10 protein-coding genes and 2 tRNA genes are annotated in these 17,235 nt (G+C 66.1%); 10 read left to right on the top strand and 2 right to left on the bottom strand.

Annotation, left to right across the window (positions count from 1 at the left end):
* The first annotated feature begins 113 nt into the window (after positions 1 to 113).
* On the top strand, positions 114 to 2,948 hold the full coding sequence (locus LV28_RS37725; protein WP_145929456.1) for a hypothetical protein: 2,835 nt from the start codon (positions 114 to 116) through the stop codon (positions 2,946 to 2,948).
* Between the two features lie 527 nt (positions 2,949 to 3,475).
* A complete protein-coding gene (locus LV28_RS37730; protein ID WP_058371659.1) occupies positions 3,476 to 6,484 on the top strand; it encodes a coiled-coil domain-containing protein in 3,009 nt (1,002 codons plus the stop codon).
* Between the two features lie 114 nt (positions 6,485 to 6,598).
* On the opposite strand, the gene rlmB is transcribed toward LV28_RS37730, so the two are convergent.
* A complete protein-coding gene (gene rlmB / locus LV28_RS37735) occupies positions 6,599 to 7,381 on the bottom strand; it encodes a 23S rRNA (guanosine(2251)-2'-O)-methyltransferase RlmB (protein WP_038617238.1) in 783 nt (260 codons plus the stop codon).
* Positions 7,382 to 7,615: 234 nt separating this feature from the next.
* The gene (gene rnr, locus LV28_RS37740) at positions 7,616 to 10,180 is read right to left on the bottom strand and encodes a ribonuclease R (RefSeq protein WP_038617236.1); all 2,565 of its coding nucleotides are present in this window, start codon (positions 10,178 to 10,180) and stop codon (positions 7,616 to 7,618) included.
* A 276-nt stretch (positions 10,181 to 10,456) separates the two neighbouring features.
* On the opposite strand from rnr, the gene LV28_RS37745 reads away from it, so the two are divergent.
* The 8 genes from LV28_RS37745 (at position 10,457) to LV28_RS37780 (ending at position 17,191) form a co-directional block, all read left to right on the top strand.
* A tRNA-Leu gene (locus LV28_RS37745) sits at positions 10,457 to 10,541 on the top strand.
* A gap of 325 nt (positions 10,542 to 10,866) precedes the next feature.
* Positions 10,867 to 11,781 (top strand): LysR family transcriptional regulator, encoded by a 915-nt coding sequence (locus tag LV28_RS37750; RefSeq protein WP_023596359.1) that lies wholly within the window; start codon positions 10,867 to 10,869, stop codon positions 11,779 to 11,781.
* 143 nt (positions 11,782 to 11,924) lie between these two features.
* Positions 11,925 to 12,009: transfer RNA gene (locus LV28_RS37755), tRNA-Leu, on the top strand.
* Between the two features lie 235 nt (positions 12,010 to 12,244).
* Positions 12,245 to 13,276, top strand: a complete 1,032-nt coding sequence (locus LV28_RS37760) for an AraC family transcriptional regulator (RefSeq protein WP_023596360.1) — start codon at positions 12,245 to 12,247, stop codon at positions 13,274 to 13,276.
* A gap of 131 nt (positions 13,277 to 13,407) precedes the next feature.
* A complete protein-coding gene (locus LV28_RS37765) occupies positions 13,408 to 13,974 on the top strand; it encodes a carboxymuconolactone decarboxylase family protein (RefSeq protein WP_038617231.1) in 567 nt (188 codons plus the stop codon).
* Positions 13,971 to 15,110 (top strand): acyl-CoA dehydrogenase family protein, encoded by a 1,140-nt coding sequence (locus LV28_RS37770; protein ID WP_048806318.1) that lies wholly within the window; start codon positions 13,971 to 13,973, stop codon positions 15,108 to 15,110. Before LV28_RS37765 ends, LV28_RS37770 begins: the two co-directional genes overlap by 4 nt.
* The gene (locus LV28_RS37775; protein WP_081326891.1) at positions 15,107 to 15,964 is read left to right on the top strand and encodes an ABC transporter ATP-binding protein; all 858 of its coding nucleotides are present in this window, start codon (positions 15,107 to 15,109) and stop codon (positions 15,962 to 15,964) included. The genes LV28_RS37770 and LV28_RS37775 overlap by 4 nt, the downstream gene beginning before the upstream one ends.
* 42 nt (positions 15,965 to 16,006) lie before the next feature.
* Positions 16,007 to 17,191, top strand: a complete 1,185-nt coding sequence (locus LV28_RS37780) for an ABC transporter substrate-binding protein (RefSeq protein ID WP_038617228.1) — start codon at positions 16,007 to 16,009, stop codon at positions 17,189 to 17,191.
* Positions 17,192 to 17,235 lie beyond the last annotated feature (44 nt).

The following is a 17,235-nucleotide window of genomic DNA, read 5'->3' on the forward strand; positions in this document are numbered from 1 at the left end:
CGTCCGCGCACGGGGACAAGGACGATGCGGCGGGTGCGAGATCGACTGCGCCCCCCTTCTATGTCTTCGTGCAGGACGGCAGATACCTCAAGGCGAATGCAACCGGAAAGCAAGTGTCGCCGCTGTCCCGAAAGGAGGCGGAACGACTCGGTTTGCCGCCGGCGCCCGCGCTGAGCGGGACGATTCACGGCACCATCGACGCCGTCAGTCCCACGCCCCTGCCGCTCGCCAAGGACGGCAGCCGCCTCGTTCCGGTGACGCTGCGCGACCTCGTCCAGGAGGTCCCGTACGAGCGCGAGGTCCATGGCCTGCAATTTGCCGATCGTCAGGCAACGGTCGTGGTCCAGGCCGATTCCGGCCGGTTGTATGCCTGCGCGTCGGCGCACCAACGCTGCGGCACTGGCGCCTTTCGCGAACTCGACCCGGAAGTCCCGGACGACCAGCAGTTCATCGACGCCTTCCATGAATGCCGGCAACAGCTCAAGGCCACGCCCTCGTCGCTCGGGAACGACGGCAGCTTCCGCAATATCGTTCGCCATATCGAACAGCGTATCGCGCAGCCGACCGCGCCATGGAACGCCAACGCCACTCCGCCGCAAGACGCGCGCGATGCGGCTTACGAAGTCTTTACGTCCGCCCCCGCGCAGCGGCGCTTCGTCGACGACATCAAGGCGAGCCTGCGCCGCCGCGAGCGGTTCGACGCCGGCAAACACGAGTTCGATATTTCGGTCTACCGCGCGATTCTGGGACCGGAGCTGGTCTTCGAAGCGGACGGCCAGTGGAATATCGGCACCGCCGCCGGCATTGCCGATCTGCGTACCCATCTGCGCGACGGCAATCTGGCCTTCGCGGGCGTGGACACGGCCAAGGGCGGCAGCGCGGTCTACTTCGCATTGTCCGGCGGCAACCACAAGGACACGTTGCAGTTGCGCATTCACGACGCGATGGGCGAGAACGACGAAGTGCGCATCGGACGCGTCAGGTTCGTCGACGCCAGACGCAGGCGCGCCCGGTTACGCGCCGACCCGGGAGCCCGGGTGGGCGAGGATATCCAGGTCAACCTTCCGTCGCTCGACCCGACCTGCAAGACGTTCATCGACCGCGTCAACGACGCGGAGCAGATTATCGCGTCGGTGCTCCTTCACGATACGCGCGACGATCCCGTCACGCACCGCATTCACGTCAACAGTCTGCTCGACACCTGCGACGCGTGCGCGAGCACGCTCTCGATGTTGCAGACGGCCACGGGTCAGTCCGTCAACCTCATCTACCACCATGACTACGGCGTGAAGACGGCCAACAGCGCGGACCGCAAGATTCGGGCAATGCAGCGCCTGGCGGCGACGGCCAATGCCATACGCGAGCATCTCATGACCGGCGATTTCCCCGCATTGGCCGCCGTGTCGCGCCGACTGCCGACGCCCGACATGGTCGAGGCGCTCTCGCACTGGCTGATCGTCGATCGTACCGAATTCAGCGATGCCGCCAGGCTCGCGCACAGGAGCAACGCCCAGTATCTGCGAATGCTGGCATCGCTCACGCGCAACGCCGCATTGGCACCGCACGACGTGACCGCCATGCTTTTGTCGCCGCAAGGCCGGGCGTACGTGGCGCTGCTGGGCCGACGCGTTGCGATGCACCCCGAATTGGCGAGCGCCTGGGCCAGCCTGCTCGGCGAATTGCGCGAAGCCGGATCGCCCCGCGCCACGCTGCTGCGCGTATTGCTGAGCAAGCCCGAAGGGCTGCACCGATGCTTCTACGTCGAACTGCTGCGCGCGCCGCACGTGGCCGGTGACGCGCGCAATGCTCTCGTCGCATGGCTGAAGTCCGCGAATCTGATCCCCACGCCAGCGGAACTCCCGGCGTATGTCAGCCTTCGCCGAGCCGTCACGCTGTCGATTCGGCTGGCACTGCGCACGCGGTCCGCCGAGGCGCCGCTGACATTCCACTATGTTCCCCTGAAGGACGCGCTCGACACCGTGCGAACCCTGCTCTCCGAACGCACCATCGTCGAGTCCGAGGGCGAGCGCCTAGCCACGAAACTGCGCGAAGTCATGCCGACCGTCACGATCGCCGAGCAGTACGAATTTCGCGAGATGATCCACGACGCGGTCTCGCAGGCGTGGAAGCAGACGCTGCCGGGGACCGCCCCCCCATCCGACATTGCACGGCGCATCATGTCCGATACCAGTCCCGACTATCGTCGCGCACTTGGCAGCGCCCGCCGCAGTCTTGTCGACGCCGTCATCGTTGACGAGGTACAAGCCTACGCCGCGTTCCAGCGCGATCACCCTACCGCGAGCCCGGCGGCGTTGCAGGACGAGTTCGACGCACGGTTTCGATCGGGCCGGGCGGCTTATCGCGACGCCGTGCTGGGTTCGGGTGACTCGCCTCGGGACGCGGACATCCCGGGGGGCGAGCACGCCAGGGCGTCGGCCCAGGCGCAGGCCGCGAAGGTGACGGCAGCGCGGAGTCGCGCGTTGGCGCGGCAGCAGGCGAATGCCGCGGCACGAACGGCGCAACTGGCCGCCGACGCTCGCGCCGCATCGACCGCGCGCGAGTCGGCCATGGCGAGCGCGGCGCACGAGGCTCGCGAGGCGTCGCAGCGCGAGGCGAAACGCGTCGCTCTGGAACAAGCGCGACAAGCGAGCCTTGCGGCCAGTCTCGAAGCGAGCAAGCAGGCCGCCCAACATGCGCTGGAGAAAGCCCGCAGCGAAGCCTTCGACCGGGCCGAACGCGAAAGGCGAGCCCGTGACGAACAGGCGGCATGGCTCTATCCGCTCGAATTTGCGCCGCCCGCCTGCAATGACTTGCTACCCAACGCGTTTCCCACGCCCCCGTCTGAATCGCCGGGACCGTCACGCCGGCAAAAACGTGCGACAACCGGACGCATCGCCGGGCGGCAATTCGAGGAATCGGGCCATGTCGGCACGTCGTACGGAACGTAGTTCGCAATTTCGGACACGACTGCGCAACCGCCGACGGCCGCCCGGCGACAATCTGACGCCCTCGGCATGGAGGTTCGCCGGACGTGGCCGGCGCCACGCGCGGTGCCATCATTACGCCCCGCTTGTAATGCGGTTGTCGCCCGGCCCGCTCCGGCCTCACCCCATGACCCGTATCGAGCATGCAGGCGATATCCACTGCCCACACGCCTTCCCCCATCCCCGACGTGGCGACCGATCGGTCGGTCATGCCTCGGGACCGACCGGCGGCGCGTCGCCGCTTCGCGAGCGGATTCAGCGCAGCGCGTGCATCGCACGAGCGGCTTGACACGGATCGGGACCAGGATTGGCCATCGATCGGCGCGCGCGAATTGCGTCCACGGCTCAGCGATCTCGTAGCCCTCGGCACGGCGGCACCCCGGCACGACACGATGCCGACATGCGCCGCTCGCGACGCCGTCGGCACTTGCGCCTTCCCTCAGGAACGAACACCGGATGCACGGGCGCAGTCGCGAACCGGTGATGTCCGCATGCGAATCTTGCCCGCGCAGGTCCGTGCGGCACGCGGCACGAACGATCGCCCCTCGATCCTGCCACCGCCAACGCATCCGGCACCGCATCCCGATAAGGACTTCGGCATGTTCGTCCACCAAGGCCGATACGTGAGCATCTCCGTGCCCGGCCACAACATCTGCCCCGTCCCGTTGAGATGGCTGGCAACACTTGGCCTTCCCGACGCGCCTCGCTACGAACCCCTCATCGTCGGCATCCCGCGAAACGCCTCTCGCACGCCATCCCCCGGTCCCGATGTCGACGCAAGCGACACGGCGGACAGCACTGACAGCACCCACAACGCAGACAATGCCGCCACCGTGGAAATGGAACTCAGGGGACTCGTCGCGAGCGTGCCGTTTGCGAAGATCGTTCAAGGCGTGCGTATCGGAACACCCTCGACAGCCGCACCGGGCGGCACCTCTCCGCACATCGTGGTCGAGGCCGACAACGACGTGTTCTATGTTGCGAGCACGTTGCCCAGCACGGCCGGCGCGATCGCCCTGCGCCGTCTGGATCCGGCCATCGCGCAAGACAATCGATGCATCGACCTGTACTGGCAACACTGGCGCCGTTCGGGCACCTTCCCCTACCCGATTGGCACGGCCGACAGCTATCGCAACGCGACCCATCACCGGCAGATTCTCGATCGATGCCTGCGTGCGGATCCGGCGTCGAGCGCAGCAACGATGGGCGATGTCGACCCATTCGACATCGTGTCTTCGCGACAAGCCCAGCGTGACTACATCGACACCTGCCGATCCAGTCTTTTCAAGCGCCGCGCGTTCGATCCGGTCGAGCATGAGTTCGATCTGCGCATTTACCAGACCTTGCTCGGCAACACGCACGTGTTCCGCATCGGCGATCGCTGGAACCTCGAGCTGCCCAGCGGCATAAGAGACTTGCGCAAGCACCTGTTGATGTCGAACCTGGCATTTGCGCGATTGGGCCACCATCGGTGCATGCAAACGGTGTACTTTTCGTTGTCCGGCGGCCGGCGCGTGCAGGATATGAAACTCGCCATTCACGACCTCATGGGCGACGACGACGAGATCACCCTGGGCAATGTGCGGTTCATCTGCGCGAAGCGCCGCCTCGAGCGCCTCGGCGTCACGCGCGACCGGCTCACTGCCGGCGCGACGCATGTCGATCTGCCGGAGCTCGCATCGTCGCCACTGCACCGGCACGTGCGCACCACGGATGCCGAGCAGCTCGTCGCGGCCGTCGTCGAACACGACATGCGACGGGTGCCGATGGTGACCGACATTCACGTCAACAGCCTTCTCGATACCTGCGACTCCTGTGCCAGCTCGCTGTCCATTCTTCAGACGCTCACGGGATGCCCCATCACGTTCGTCTATCACCAGCCCTACGGCGTGCACCGCGCCAATGCCACCGAAGGGATCGTGCGCGCCATGCAGACGCTGGCGGTGACGGCCCGGCAGTTGCAATGGCATTGGGCACTTGGCGAAATCCCGGCAATGACGCCTCTCGCGCGCAAACTCATCGAGCCCGCGCTCGTGCAAATGCTCACGCACATGCTATTCGCATCGCACACGGACAGCGAGGCGCGCGAAGCCCTCAAGATTCAGTGCAATGCGCATTATCTGCAGGTGCTGAGCGCCCTGCTCACTACCGGGGCGCTCCGGGCACAATCGGTCGTCGAGATGTTGGCTTCGCCGACGGGATTGCGATACCTGTCCCAACTCGGGCGGCGCGTAGGCCAGGGATTTGCGCTAGGACGACGTTGGGCTGGACTGACGCAGGCATTGCTCGACGCCGGCCAGCCGCGCGACGCATTGATACGATTGTTGCTCACCAAGCCCGACGGACTGTGCCGCAACTTTTACGTCGAATTGCTCGACGCCGTGCACCTTCGCGGCATTGACTGCCGAAATGCCCTGCTCGCCCGACTGAGTGCGCAGGGCCTCAGGCCCGCCTACGCTCAAATCGTCGAAATGATGGGGCACGTTCGCGGCGTCGGCCTGCGACTCCGGCTCGGCATGGCGGCGTCCAGGGCGTCGGCCGCACTGGCATTGGACAAGCGGCTCCCGGCGCAGGCATTCCGGCAAGCCGTCGAACTCCTGCGCGACACCGCGCTGAACCGCTTGCAGGCTGAGCGTCTGGCCGCCGGGCTGCGCGAAATCATGCCCGTCGTGACAGTCGACGAACAACGCCGGTTCCGCGCGTCGCTCGCCGACGAGGTCAAACGGGCCTGGCGCGACATTCTGCCTGGCGAGGACCCGCCGTCCACGCTCCTGCGCGAACTCCTCGACGACGCCGCGCCAGCGTTCAGGTCCGCCCTCGTCAACCTTCGTGGCGAGGCAATCCGCACGCTGATCGACGACACCACGCAGGCCTATGTCCGATTTCTCGACGAGAATCCCGACGCCGCGCCCGAGGCCGTGCAGCGCGAATTTGACCGGCAATACGAACTGGCGAAGGCACGCTACCGCGAGATCGTCGACGACGATCCGCCGTCCGCCGCCTCGCGGCAAGCCGCTCAGCACGTGGCAAGCCAGGCATCGACGAGCGCCGAAGCCGCGAAGGCCGGCCGCGCTGCGACAACGGCGGCAAGCGTCGCGGCGGCGAAGACCCAGGCCACACGCGTCGCCGCCGAGCCCGCGCGAAAAGCCGCGGTGCAGCGCGCGGACGAGGCGCGCCAAATCGCGCTGGCCGCCTTCGAGGCCAGCGAGGCAAAGGCAAGGGAACGAGCGAAAAGTGCGAAAGAAATGGCGACTCAGGCGACTCAGGCGACTCAGGCAACTCAGGCAACCCTGACGGCACGCGCCCATTGCGCGCGCGAGACCGCCGCGAGCCAGGCGACCACGGCAGCGTTGACGGCCCGCTCCGACGCGCGGCACGGGAGCGATATCGCGACGCTCGAGCGCCGGCTGAACGACCTGAAACAGGAACGTCGCCAGATAGGCCTGCACGACGCCGCCGCATCCGAGACGCGGGAAAGGAAGCGCGAGCCGGCGGTGTAACCTCGTCGAAATCGTCCCGCCGACAGACAGGCCGCTGAATATCGTGCCACGCGCGACCGCCGGCTGCGAGGGCCGACGAAGATCGCTGCTCGCGCGCGACCTCGCCGTTAGCGGTTACTTGCCAGCCTTCGTCGATTGCGCCCCCGCGCCGCGTTGACGCACAGCCTCGTAAAGGCATACCGCGCTCGCCACGGAGACGTTCAGGCTTTCGCAGCCGCCGGCCATCGGGATGCTCATCAGCGAGTCACAGGTTTCGCGCACCAGACGGCGCATGCCCTCGCCTTCCGCCCCCATGACGATTGCCATGGGCCCGGTAAGCTGCGTGCCGTAAATGTCCGCCGGGGCATCGTCGGACGTCCCGACCACCCAGATGCCACGATCCTTGAGCTCGCGCAACGTGCGCGAGAGATTCGTCACCATGATGTACGGCACGGTCTCGGCCGCGCCGCTGGCGACCTTGGCTGCCGTCGCATTGAGGCCGACCGCCCGGTCCTTCGGTGCGATGACGGCATGTGCGCCGGCGCCGTCTGCCACGCGCAGGCACGCGCCGAGGTTGTGCGGATCGGTCACGCCATCGAGCACGAGCAGCAGCGGCGGGCCGGAAATGCCGTCCAGCAGTTCATCGAGGTTGAGCGCGAGCGACACTTCCTGGGCACGCGCCACCACGCCCTGGTGGCGCGACGAACCGGCCATGCCGTCCAGACGCTTGCCGTCCGCCTGAATGACCTTGATCTTCACGCCAGGCGCGCCCTTGGCCGACTCCACGGCCTTCAGGAAGTCGGTCATGCGGCGATCGCGGCGGCTCGGGTCGTAGTAGATCTCTTCGATGCTGCTCGCATCGTGACGCAGACGCGCCGTCACCGCGTGGAAGCCGAACAGCAGTTTCAATTGACTCATTTCACATCCTCAAAAATTGCGTGTGCCGGTGCGCCAGAGGGTCGCGGCGCGCTCGCCTCGCCGCACAAAGCACGACGGCGGCGGAGCCCGCATGGGCCACCGCCGCCGCAATCCAACGCGGGCGCCAGGCGCCGGTCGCGGCCGGCACAGGGCGCTCATCTTACTGCAATCCGCCAGAAGCCCTGCGCGCCGAGCGCGGTTTTGCACCGCCGACGGCACGCAGCGGACATCCGGTCAGCGGCGCGGCTTCTTCGCCGGACCTCCCGGACGCTTCGCCGGCGCCTTGCCACCACCGCCGCCGCCACTGCCACCGCCACGCTTGGCCGGGGCCGCGCCGCGCTCGGCGCGCGCGGCCTTCACCTTTGCGGACTTCGGCTTGGCGGGATGCTTGCCGGTCGGTGCAGGCTGCACCCCGTTGAGCAGCGCACCGCCCTTGGGCAACTGGCGAATGGTCGGCCCCGCGCTCGCGGATCCGGCCAGCCCGGGCGTGCCGGCCGCCGGTGCGGGGACCGGCGCGCCGCCACGTTCCGCGCGCCCCGACGTCTTCGCAAGCGTGCGGGCATTGGGCTCGCGCACGAGACGGAAGTCGATCTTGCGCGCATCGAGATCCACCCGGCTGACCTGCACCCGTACGCGATCGGTCAGGCGATAACGGATGCCGGTGCGCTCGCCGCGCAGTTCGTTGCGCACTTCGTCGAACTGGAAATAATCGCTGCCCAGCTCCGTGACGTGCACCAGCCCCTCGATGAAGAGGTCGTCGAGTTGCACGAAGATGCCGAACGAAGTGACGGCGCTGATGGTGCCGCCATATTCCTCGCCGAGCTTGTCGCGCATGAAGTAGCACTTGAGCCAGGCTTCGACGTCGCGTGACGCTTCGTCGGCCCGGCGTTCGTTGGCCGAACAGTGCAGACCGAGTTCGTCCCAGATCGCATCGCGCTTGCGCGCGCTGGGCGACTTCTTGCTCTTGGTGTCATCGTCCTTCTGAAGCTTGCGCGCGTGCGGCGAAAGGCCCGTCGTGAGTTCCACGCCTTCGGGAATCTGCGGCTCGTACTTCTTGCCCGCCAGAATTGCCTTGATGGCGCGATGCGTGAGCAAATCCGGGTAGCGGCGAATCGGGCTGGTGAAGTGCGTGTAGGCCGGATAGGCGAGACCGAAGTGACCGATGTTGTCCGGGCTGTAGACGGCCTGCTGCATCGAGCGCAGGAGCATCGTCTGCAGCATGGGCGCGTCGGGACGCGATTCGATCTGCGTCATCAGCTCCGAATAGTCTGACGTTGCCGGCTCGTCGCCACCGCCCAGCGACAACCCGAGCGTCTTGAGGAACGTACGCAGCACCTGAAGTCGCTCGCCCGACGGGCCGGCGTGAATACGATACAGCCCCGGCTGTTTGTGGCGTTTGAGCAAGTCCGCCGCGCACACGTTGGCCGTGAGCATGCATTCCTCGATGAGCCGGTGGGCGTCGTTGCGCGTGCGGGGCAGGATCTGCTCGATCTTGCCCTGTGCATTGCACACGATGTACGTCTCGGTCGAATCGAACTCGATGGCCCCGCGCGACTTCCGGGCTTTGGCCAGCACCTTGTAGAGCTCGTAGAGGTTCTGGAGATGCGGCAGGAGTGCGGCGCGGCGCTGGGCCTCGGCGCCCTTCGTGTTGCCGAGCACCGCCGCCACTTCCGTATAGGTCAGGCGCGCGGCCGAGTGAATCACGGCCGGGTAGAACTGATAGGCCTTCACGTCGCCGTTCGGTGCGACGAGCGCATCGCATACGAGCACACAGCGATCGACGTCGGGATTGAGCGAGCACAGGCCGTTCGAGAGCTTCTCCGGCAGCATCGGAATGACGCGGCGCGGGAAATAGACCGACGTGCTTCGGGTCAGGGCATCGGCATCGAGCGGCCCGCCCGGCGAGACGTAATGCGAGACGTCCGCAATGGCGACGATCAGACGGTAGCCGTTGACGCGACCGACCTTGGCGGGCTCGCAATAAACGGCGTCGTCGAAATCGCGCGCGTCTTCGCCGTCGATCGTGACGAGCGGGACGTCGCGCAGGTCGATGCGATGGCGCAGGTCGGGCGCGCGGACTTCATCGGGCAACGCGCCGGCGGCGGCGAGCGCCTCGGCGGAGAACTGATGCGGCACGCCATACTTGCGCACGGCGATCTCGATCTCCATGCCCGGATCGTCGATATCGCCGAGGACCTCCGACACCCGCCCGATCGGCTGGCTGTATCGGCTGGGGTAATCCGTGAGTTCGACCGAGACGACCTGCCCCACCTTGGCCTTGCCCTGGGCGCGGGGCGGGATCAGGATGTCGTGGCTGATGCGCTTGTCTTCCGGGGCGACCACCATCACGCCGTTTTCGTTGAGCAGTCGGCCAATGACATGGGTATTGGCCCGGCTCACGACCTCGACGATGTGACCTTCCGGGCGGCCCCGGCGATCGTAGCCGGCGATGCGAAGCAGCACGCGGTCGTTGTGCATGACCTTCTTCATCTCCTCGTTGGGGAGGAAGAGGTCGTCGCCGTCGTCATCGCGCACGGCGAAGCCGTAGCCGTCGCGGTGCCCGATGACGCGCCCGGCGATGAAATTCGAAGGATGGGTCAGTTGATAGTAACCGCGACGATCGAGTCGAATTTGGTCATCGCGTTCCATGGCGGCGAGGCGCTTGAAGAAGCCTTCGCGTTCCTGCTTCTTGATGGCCAGCGATTCGGCGATGTCGTTGGCGGACATCGCGGATTCGGCGGTACGCAGGACGCCGAGGATTTCTTCTCGGCTCGGGATCGGATAGGGATATTTGCTCAAAGGTCGGTAGCGTTACTGTGCCGGTTGAGTCCGGCCGAGTGGCGCACCATGCGCCCTGCGGTCCGTGTCGATGTGCGGTAGCGCGGATAGCGGCGGCGCACGGTCAGGGACAATCATACGGCAAACCTCGCGAAAACTGCCACCTGTGCGGAATTTGAGCGCGCGGGCGGGAATGGGCGAGGGAATCGAAAATTTTTTCCTCGAAAGTGTTGACACTCCCGCGTCACAACCGCATAATCTCACTTCTTCGCAGCAAGCAGTAAGCGAGCTGACGGGGCCCAGATGGCGGAATTGGTAGACGCACTAGTTTCAGGTACTAGCGGGTAACACCGTGGAGGTTCGAGTCCTCTTCTGGGCACCAACAAAATACGAAAAGCCGATGATCGAAAGATCATCGGCTTTTTTCATTCCCTCCCGAAAAGCCCCCCCCTCCTCTGCGCAAAGGCGTCGCGCAAGGCACGCACGGCATCGTCCACCCGAAGATGCCATGGCGCGCCATGTGACCCACGTCCCCGCGCCTCATTGTCGCGTTTGCGTCACGAAGCACGCTCACACCTCCGCATTGGAAAAAGAACTCGGTAGAATTTACCTCATAAAAACGTGAATATTGCTCAACGGGTATTTCGCACGTCGGGCACGCGTTGGATGTCAGTTGTTTTCGTTGCTAGCTACTTGTTGGGAAATACATGCCTGCTTTCACTCGCGGCGAGCTTGCCGATCTGAACGTCTTCGTCACCATCTGCCGTCGGCAGAGTTTCCGGGAGGCCGCCACCGAGTTGGGCGTGACCACTTCGGCCTTGAGTCACGCGATGCGCAATCTGGAAGCGCGCCTGGGCGTGAAGCTGTTGAATCGCACGAGCCGCTCGGTGTCGCCGACGGCGGCGGGCGCGGCGCTGGCCAAGGAGCTCGAGCAGGGGCTGGAGCAGATCGCATCGGCCATCGGTGCGCTCGATCGTTACCGTGCGTCGCCGGCGGGACGGCTGCGCCTGAACGTGCCGCGCGATGCGGCGCGTTTGTTGCTGGATCCGATTCTTCCGCGTTTCGTCGCGTCGTATCCGGACATCGAACTCGATGTCACCGTGGATGACCGAATGCTCGATATCGTGGCCGAGGGGTTCGATGCCGGCATGCGGTATGGCGATACCGTACCGGGGGACATGATCGCGACGCCGCTCACCCCCACCCTGAAGTGGATTGTCGTGGGATCGCCTGAATACCTGGCCAAATACGGCCGCCCGAAGACGCCGCAGGACCTGATGTCCCACAACTGCATCCGGATGCGACTGGGAGACAACACCCTGTACAAATGGGAACTGGGCAACGGGCCGACGGCGATCGAACTGGATGTGCCTGGCGCCTTGAGCATCAACGAGAGCGACGGCGTGATTGCGGCGGCGGTGGGCGGACTCGGGCTGGGGTACGTGCTCGAGCGCAACGTGTCGACCGAGCTCGCGAGCGGCAAGCTCGAAGCGGTGCTGACGGATTGGGCGGTGGATGGACCGCCGTTGTCGATGTACTATCCGAGTCGCCGGCAGACATTGCCGGGATTACGCCATCTGATCGACATGATCCGCGCGGAACACATGGGTCGGGCGGCGTGAGATCCGGGGCGGGATGAGGGGGGACGCCGCCATGCGGCGGTGCAGTTCATTTTTGAACATTTTCGCGATTTCGCTGTTGACAGCATGTGAGGTCCTCGGCATAATCTCACTTCTTCGCAGCAAGCAGTAAGCGAGCTGACGGGGCCCAGATGGCGGAATTGGTAGACGCACTAGTTTCAGGTACTAGCGGGTAACACCGTGGAGGTTCGAGTCCTCTTCTGGGCACCAACAAAATACGAAAAGCCGATGATCGAAAGATCATCGGCTTTTCTCATTTCCGCCCCACTCCGGCGCATCTGGCCTGCCCGGCTTATCCGGAATAAGCATCCAACAAAAAAATAGTTGTCTCCCGTCATGTCGGTAGGGAGGATGGACGTTTTGCTGAAGGTCAGCAGGTACGGGGGTGGGGGCTGCCATGCAGCGAGACACGGGGAACGACACAGGCCAGGCGACGACAGCGCCGATGACAGCTTCGGCGCACCCGGGCGATCCCGACCGGGTGGCCGACTGGTTGCTGGCCGGGCTGGAATTGAAAAGTACGTTATTCCACGTCGGCGAATATTGCGGCCTGTACCAGGCGTCCACGGCAGGCCATCAGCGCGCGAGCTTCCATGTCGTGCTCGATGGCGGCTGCTTCCTGCACGTCGGTGCGAACGGCTCGTTCGCCGCGCGCACCTTCACGCTGCGGCGTGGCGACGCCGTCTTCCTGCTCTCCGACATCCCCCACTGCCTGTCTCCGCACGCGACACCTCCCGCCGACTTCACGGCGCGCGCGGGCACGATGACGCCGCTGCCGGCGCTAGCGCGTGACGCTTCGGCGTCGCCCGCCGGGGCCGTCTCGCTGGCCTGTGGATTCTTCGACTTTCGCACGGACCTCGATGCACTGGTGCTCGGCATGCTGCCGAACCCGATCGTCGCGCGGCGCGACAGCGGTCGTCTCGAGGGCATGACGCAGATCTTCACATTGATCCAGGCGGAAGCGCGGCGCCCGGGCGATGCGCCGTCGCCGCTGCTCGCGCGCCTGACCGACCTGCTCTTCTACTATGCCCTGCGTGAAGCGGTGCATGCGGAAGACGTGGCGCCCGGAATGTGGCGTCTGATGCGACGCGATGCGTTCGGGCGTCTTGCCGCGGCGATCATCGAGTCGCCCGGCGAGCGCTGGACGACAGACGCGATGGCCGATTTCGTCCACATGTCGCGCGCGCGGTTCTGCAAGCAGTTTGCCGAGATCGGCGGACAACCGCCGGCGCAATTCGTCACGCTGGTCAGAATGAAGACGGCGGCCGCGTTGTTGCGTGAAGGCGTGTCGTTGCCGGATGCCGCGGAACAGGTGGGCTACCAGTCGGAATCGGCGTTCGCGCAGGCGTTCAAACGGGTCACGGGGATTCAGCCAGGCGCGTGGCGCCGTCAGGCGGCCCGGACAAACACATCGGACGCGAACGCATCGGCCCCGATCGCCGTGCAGCCGGCCACCCTGCCCTACCCGTTGCACTGAGGCAGGACATCGCATCCGCTCGGAAACTCCCGACGCGTGGCGAGACAAATCCGCAGAATTTCCAGACAGGAACGCATTGAGCCCACGACGTGTCCTGCGCACAATGCAAGCTCGACTGTAAGGAGCCCGATATGAGCCGACTGCCGCTGCATACCCTGGAAACCGCCCCCGAGGCGAGCCGCCCATTTCTCGAAAAATCGCTCGCCGCGAATGGCTTCCTGCCGAATCTGGTGGCCTCCCTGGCCAACGCGCCGACGGCACTCGAGACCTACCTGACCGTGGGCGGCATCAATGCGCGTGCGAGCCTGACCCTGGCCGAGCGCGAAGTCGTGCAAATCACGGCCGCGGGCATCCACGGCTGCGGCTTCTGCGTTGCCGGCCACACGGCAGTGGCGCTGAAGAAGGCGCAACTGCCTGAGTCGCTCGTGGAGGAGATTCGAGACCAACGTCCGCTCTCGGACGCCAGACTCGATGCGGTCGCCGTGTTCACGCGCGCCGTGATCGCCACACGCGGCGCAGTGTCCGATGCCGAACTCGCCGCGTTCAAATCCGCGGGCTTCGACGACGCCGCCGCACTCGAGGTCGTGCTGGGCGTGTCGCTGGCCACGCTGTGCAATTTCGCGAACAACCTGTCGCAAAACGAACTGAATCCGCAGCTGGCGGCGTACCGCTGGGCGCCGAAGGAACGCGCGGCATGAGCGCGTCGGCCGGCCTGCGCGGACTCGCCGCACGTGCCCCGTCGCTCGCGACGTGGCTCGACACCCACGCAGAGACACTCGACACGGACGCCACGCTTTGCGGCGACGTCGTGCCCCGACTCGCCGAAGCGGGCTTGCTACACATCGGTGTACCGACGACATTGGGCGGGGGCGGAGGCACGATCGGCGACGCGATCGACAGCGTGGCCGAGGTCGCCGAACATTCCTTCGCGGCCGCCTTCGTGCTCTGGGGACAGCGGACTTTCATCGAATATCTGCTCCAGAGCCCCAATCACGGACTGCGAGATCGCCTGCTTCCCGCCCTGCTGGCAGGTGAACTGGCCGGCGCCACCGGCTTGTCCAACGCCATGAAGTACCTGTCGGCGATCGAACCGCTGCAGATTCGCGCGACCCAGGTTCCGGCGGCGTCGGGTGCGACGCGCGTGCCCGCCTGGCGCGTGACGGGCGCGCTGCCGTGGATCACGAACCTGCGCAAGCAGGGCTTCGTTGCCGCCGCCGCAGCCGATCACGAGGCAGGCGGTCCGCCGTCGATTTTCGCCATCGCGCACAATGCGCCGGGTGTGACACGCAGCGACGATCTGGATCTGATCGGGCTGCGGGGCACCAACACCGCCGCACTGCAAATGACGGACACGCCGCTGACCGACGACGATCGCGTGACCGACAATGCCCCCGCCTGGCTGGTTCGCGTGCGGCCGGCGTTCCTCGGTTTGCAGTGCGGGATGTCGCTGGGTCTGGCGCGCCGCAGTCTCGCCGGCACGTACGACGGCGGGCCAGGGGCCCGCGCCGCAGTGGCCGAGGAAGCGGCGGCACTCGCCGAACAGCTCGATACCCTCGCGGCACGACTGAAATCGGGCGTCGCACAGGGCGAATTCGTTCAGGCGCCGGCGCATCTTTTCGAACTGCGCATCGCACTCGCGGGCGTGGTACACGACGCCGCCTCGCTCGAAGTGCAAACAGGCGGTGGGCGCGGCTACCTTCGCGGGTTGTCGGGCGTCGCACGCCGTCAGCGTGAAGCGGCCTTCGTGCCCATCGTCACGCCAAGCCTCGTGCAACTGAAAAACCAACTTGCGGCCCAACGCACGCAACAACGCCCAACCGGAACCGCGCCATGACGCAAACCACGGCAACGCAGCGCGCGCGCCCCCACCCGCTTGTCGGCGCCGCACGCGAGGCGACCTCGCCAGCGTCGCCGTTCCTCACGCTGCGCGGCGTCGGACTGTCGTATGGCAGCCGCGAGGTTCTCCGCAATGTGGACCTGAGCGTCGCCCCCGGCGAACTGGTGTCCGTGCTCGGGCCGAGCGGGTCGGGCAAGTCGACCCTGCTTCGCATCGCCGCCGGGCTGCTGCCGCCCAGCCACGGCGTCGTCGATGTCGATGGGGCAGCCCTGAGGGGGCCGCGACCGGACGTCGCGCTCGCCTTTCAGGATCCATGCCTGCTGCCGTGGCTCACGGTCGAGCGCAACGTTGCCTTCGGCCTCACCTTCGCGCGCCAGCCGTCGATCTCGCGCGATGCCCGACGGGTGCGCATCGATGCCGCGCTGGCGGAAGTCGGCCTGGCCCACGCCCACGCGTTGCGCCCGCGCCAACTCTCGGGCGGGATGGCACAGCGTGTCGCGCTCGCGCGCTGCCTCGCCCGTCAACCGCGTGCACTGCTGCTCGACGAGCCGTTCGGCGCACTGGACGAAGTGACGCGCGCCGACATGCAGCGTCTGCTCGTGACAGTGGTACGCGATACCGGCGCGGCAACGGTGCTCGTGACGCACGACATCGACGAGGCGCTGCTCGTCTCGGACCGCGTCGTATTGCTCGGCAATCAGGGACGCACGCTGGCGCAGTGGACGCTCGACATGCCGGCGCCGCGTGAAGCGCAAGTGCAGGCGCTCGGCGCGCTGCGCATCGAGATTCTGCAAGCGCTGCAGCAAGCCATGTCCCGCGACGCGACTGCCACGCGGCTGCCACGCGGCTGACGCCCTGAATCACACGACAACATCTACGGGGACTCCCAGACCATGTGCCAAATTTCCCGCCGAGAATGGCTGAAACTCGCATCGATGATGACCGTCGCCGGCGCCGCGCCCCTGCTGGCGTCGGGCGCCGCACGTGCCGCCGCCGAGCCGGATGCCCCGCTGCGCATCGGCTATCTGCCGATCACGGACGCCACGCCGCTGCTCGTGGCACACCACTACGGATTCTTTGGGCAGGCCGGCATCAAGGCGGAAAAGCCCACGCTCCTGCGTAGCTGGGCCCAACTGATCGAAGCCTTTCTGTCCGGACAGGTCAACGTTGTCCACCTGCTCTCGCCGATGACCGTCTGGGCGCGGTACGGCAGCCAGGCCAAGGCCAAGGTCGTTGCGTGGAACCACGTCAACGGCAGCGCCATTACGGTGACCAACGACATTCAGAAAGTGAGCGACCTCGGCGGCAAAACCGTCGCGGTGCCCTTCTGGTATTCCATCCACAACGTGGTGCTGCAGGGACTGCTCGCCGCCAACGGCCTCACGCCCGTGCTCAAGAAAAGCGGCGCGCCCGCAGCCAACGAGGTCAATCTGATCGTGATGGCGCCGTCCGACATGCCCCCGGCGCTTGCCGCAAGGCAGATCGCCGGATACATCGTGGCCGAGCCGTTCAACGCCGCGGCCGAGAACCTGAAGGTCGGCAAGATCCTGCGCTTTACCGGCGACGTGTGGAAGAACCACGCATGCTGCGTTGTCACCATGCACGAGCGCGACCTGGACTCGCGCCCCGAGTGGTCGCAGAAGGTGGTCGATGCCATCGTCAAGGCGCAGGCGTGGACGCGCGCACACCCGGACGATGCAGCGCGCCTGTTGTCGAAGGAAGGCGAAAATCGCTATACGCCGCATCCGTTCCAGGTCCTGCAGCGGGTGCTGGCACCGGCCGCGTCGGAGCAGGGTCGCTACCTCGCCGACAAGGCAATCGTGCATGCCGACTGGCACGAGAAGCGCATCGACTTTCAACCGTATCCTTACCCAAGCTACACCGAGGCGCTGGTGCGTCACATGCAGAAGACGCAGGTCGAGGGTAACGCGCAATTCGTCGCGAAGCTCGACCCGGCATTCGTGGCACGCGATCTCGTGGACGATCGCTTTGTGAAGAAGAGCATTGCGGCGGTGGGCGGCATGAAGGCCTTCGGATTGCCCGAAGGGTTCACGCGTCAGGAGGTCATCGTTGTCTGATTTCGCATCGCATCGCGGTGCCGCGGAGTCGCCGAACGTGCCGG

This window comes from Pandoraea pnomenusa (assembly GCF_000767615.3).
Classification (GTDB): Bacteria; Pseudomonadota; Gammaproteobacteria; order Burkholderiales; family Burkholderiaceae; genus Pandoraea; species Pandoraea pnomenusa.

What these genes read in the sequence shown, in the direction of transcription:
- LV28_RS37730 (WP_058371659.1), top strand. Translation starts at nt 3,476, where the DNA reads ATGCGAATCTTGCCCGCGCAGGTCCGTGCGGCACGCGGCACGAACGAT.
- rlmB (WP_038617238.1), bottom strand. Translation starts at nt 7,381, where the DNA reads ATGAGTCAATTGAAACTGCTGTTCGGCTTCCACGCGGTGACGGCGCGT.
- LV28_RS37750 (WP_023596359.1), top strand. Translation starts at nt 10,867, where the DNA reads ATGCCTGCTTTCACTCGCGGCGAGCTTGCCGATCTGAACGTCTTCGTC.
- LV28_RS37760 (WP_023596360.1), top strand. Translation starts at nt 12,245, where the DNA reads ATGACAGCTTCGGCGCACCCGGGCGATCCCGACCGGGTGGCCGACTGG.
- LV28_RS37765 (WP_038617231.1), top strand. Translation starts at nt 13,408, where the DNA reads ATGAGCCGACTGCCGCTGCATACCCTGGAAACCGCCCCCGAGGCGAGC.
- LV28_RS37770 (WP_048806318.1), top strand. Translation starts at nt 13,971, where the DNA reads ATGAGCGCGTCGGCCGGCCTGCGCGGACTCGCCGCACGTGCCCCGTCG.
- LV28_RS37775 (WP_081326891.1), top strand. Translation starts at nt 15,107, where the DNA reads ATGACGCAAACCACGGCAACGCAGCGCGCGCGCCCCCACCCGCTTGTC.
- LV28_RS37780 (WP_038617228.1), top strand. Translation starts at nt 16,007, where the DNA reads ATGTGCCAAATTTCCCGCCGAGAATGGCTGAAACTCGCATCGATGATG.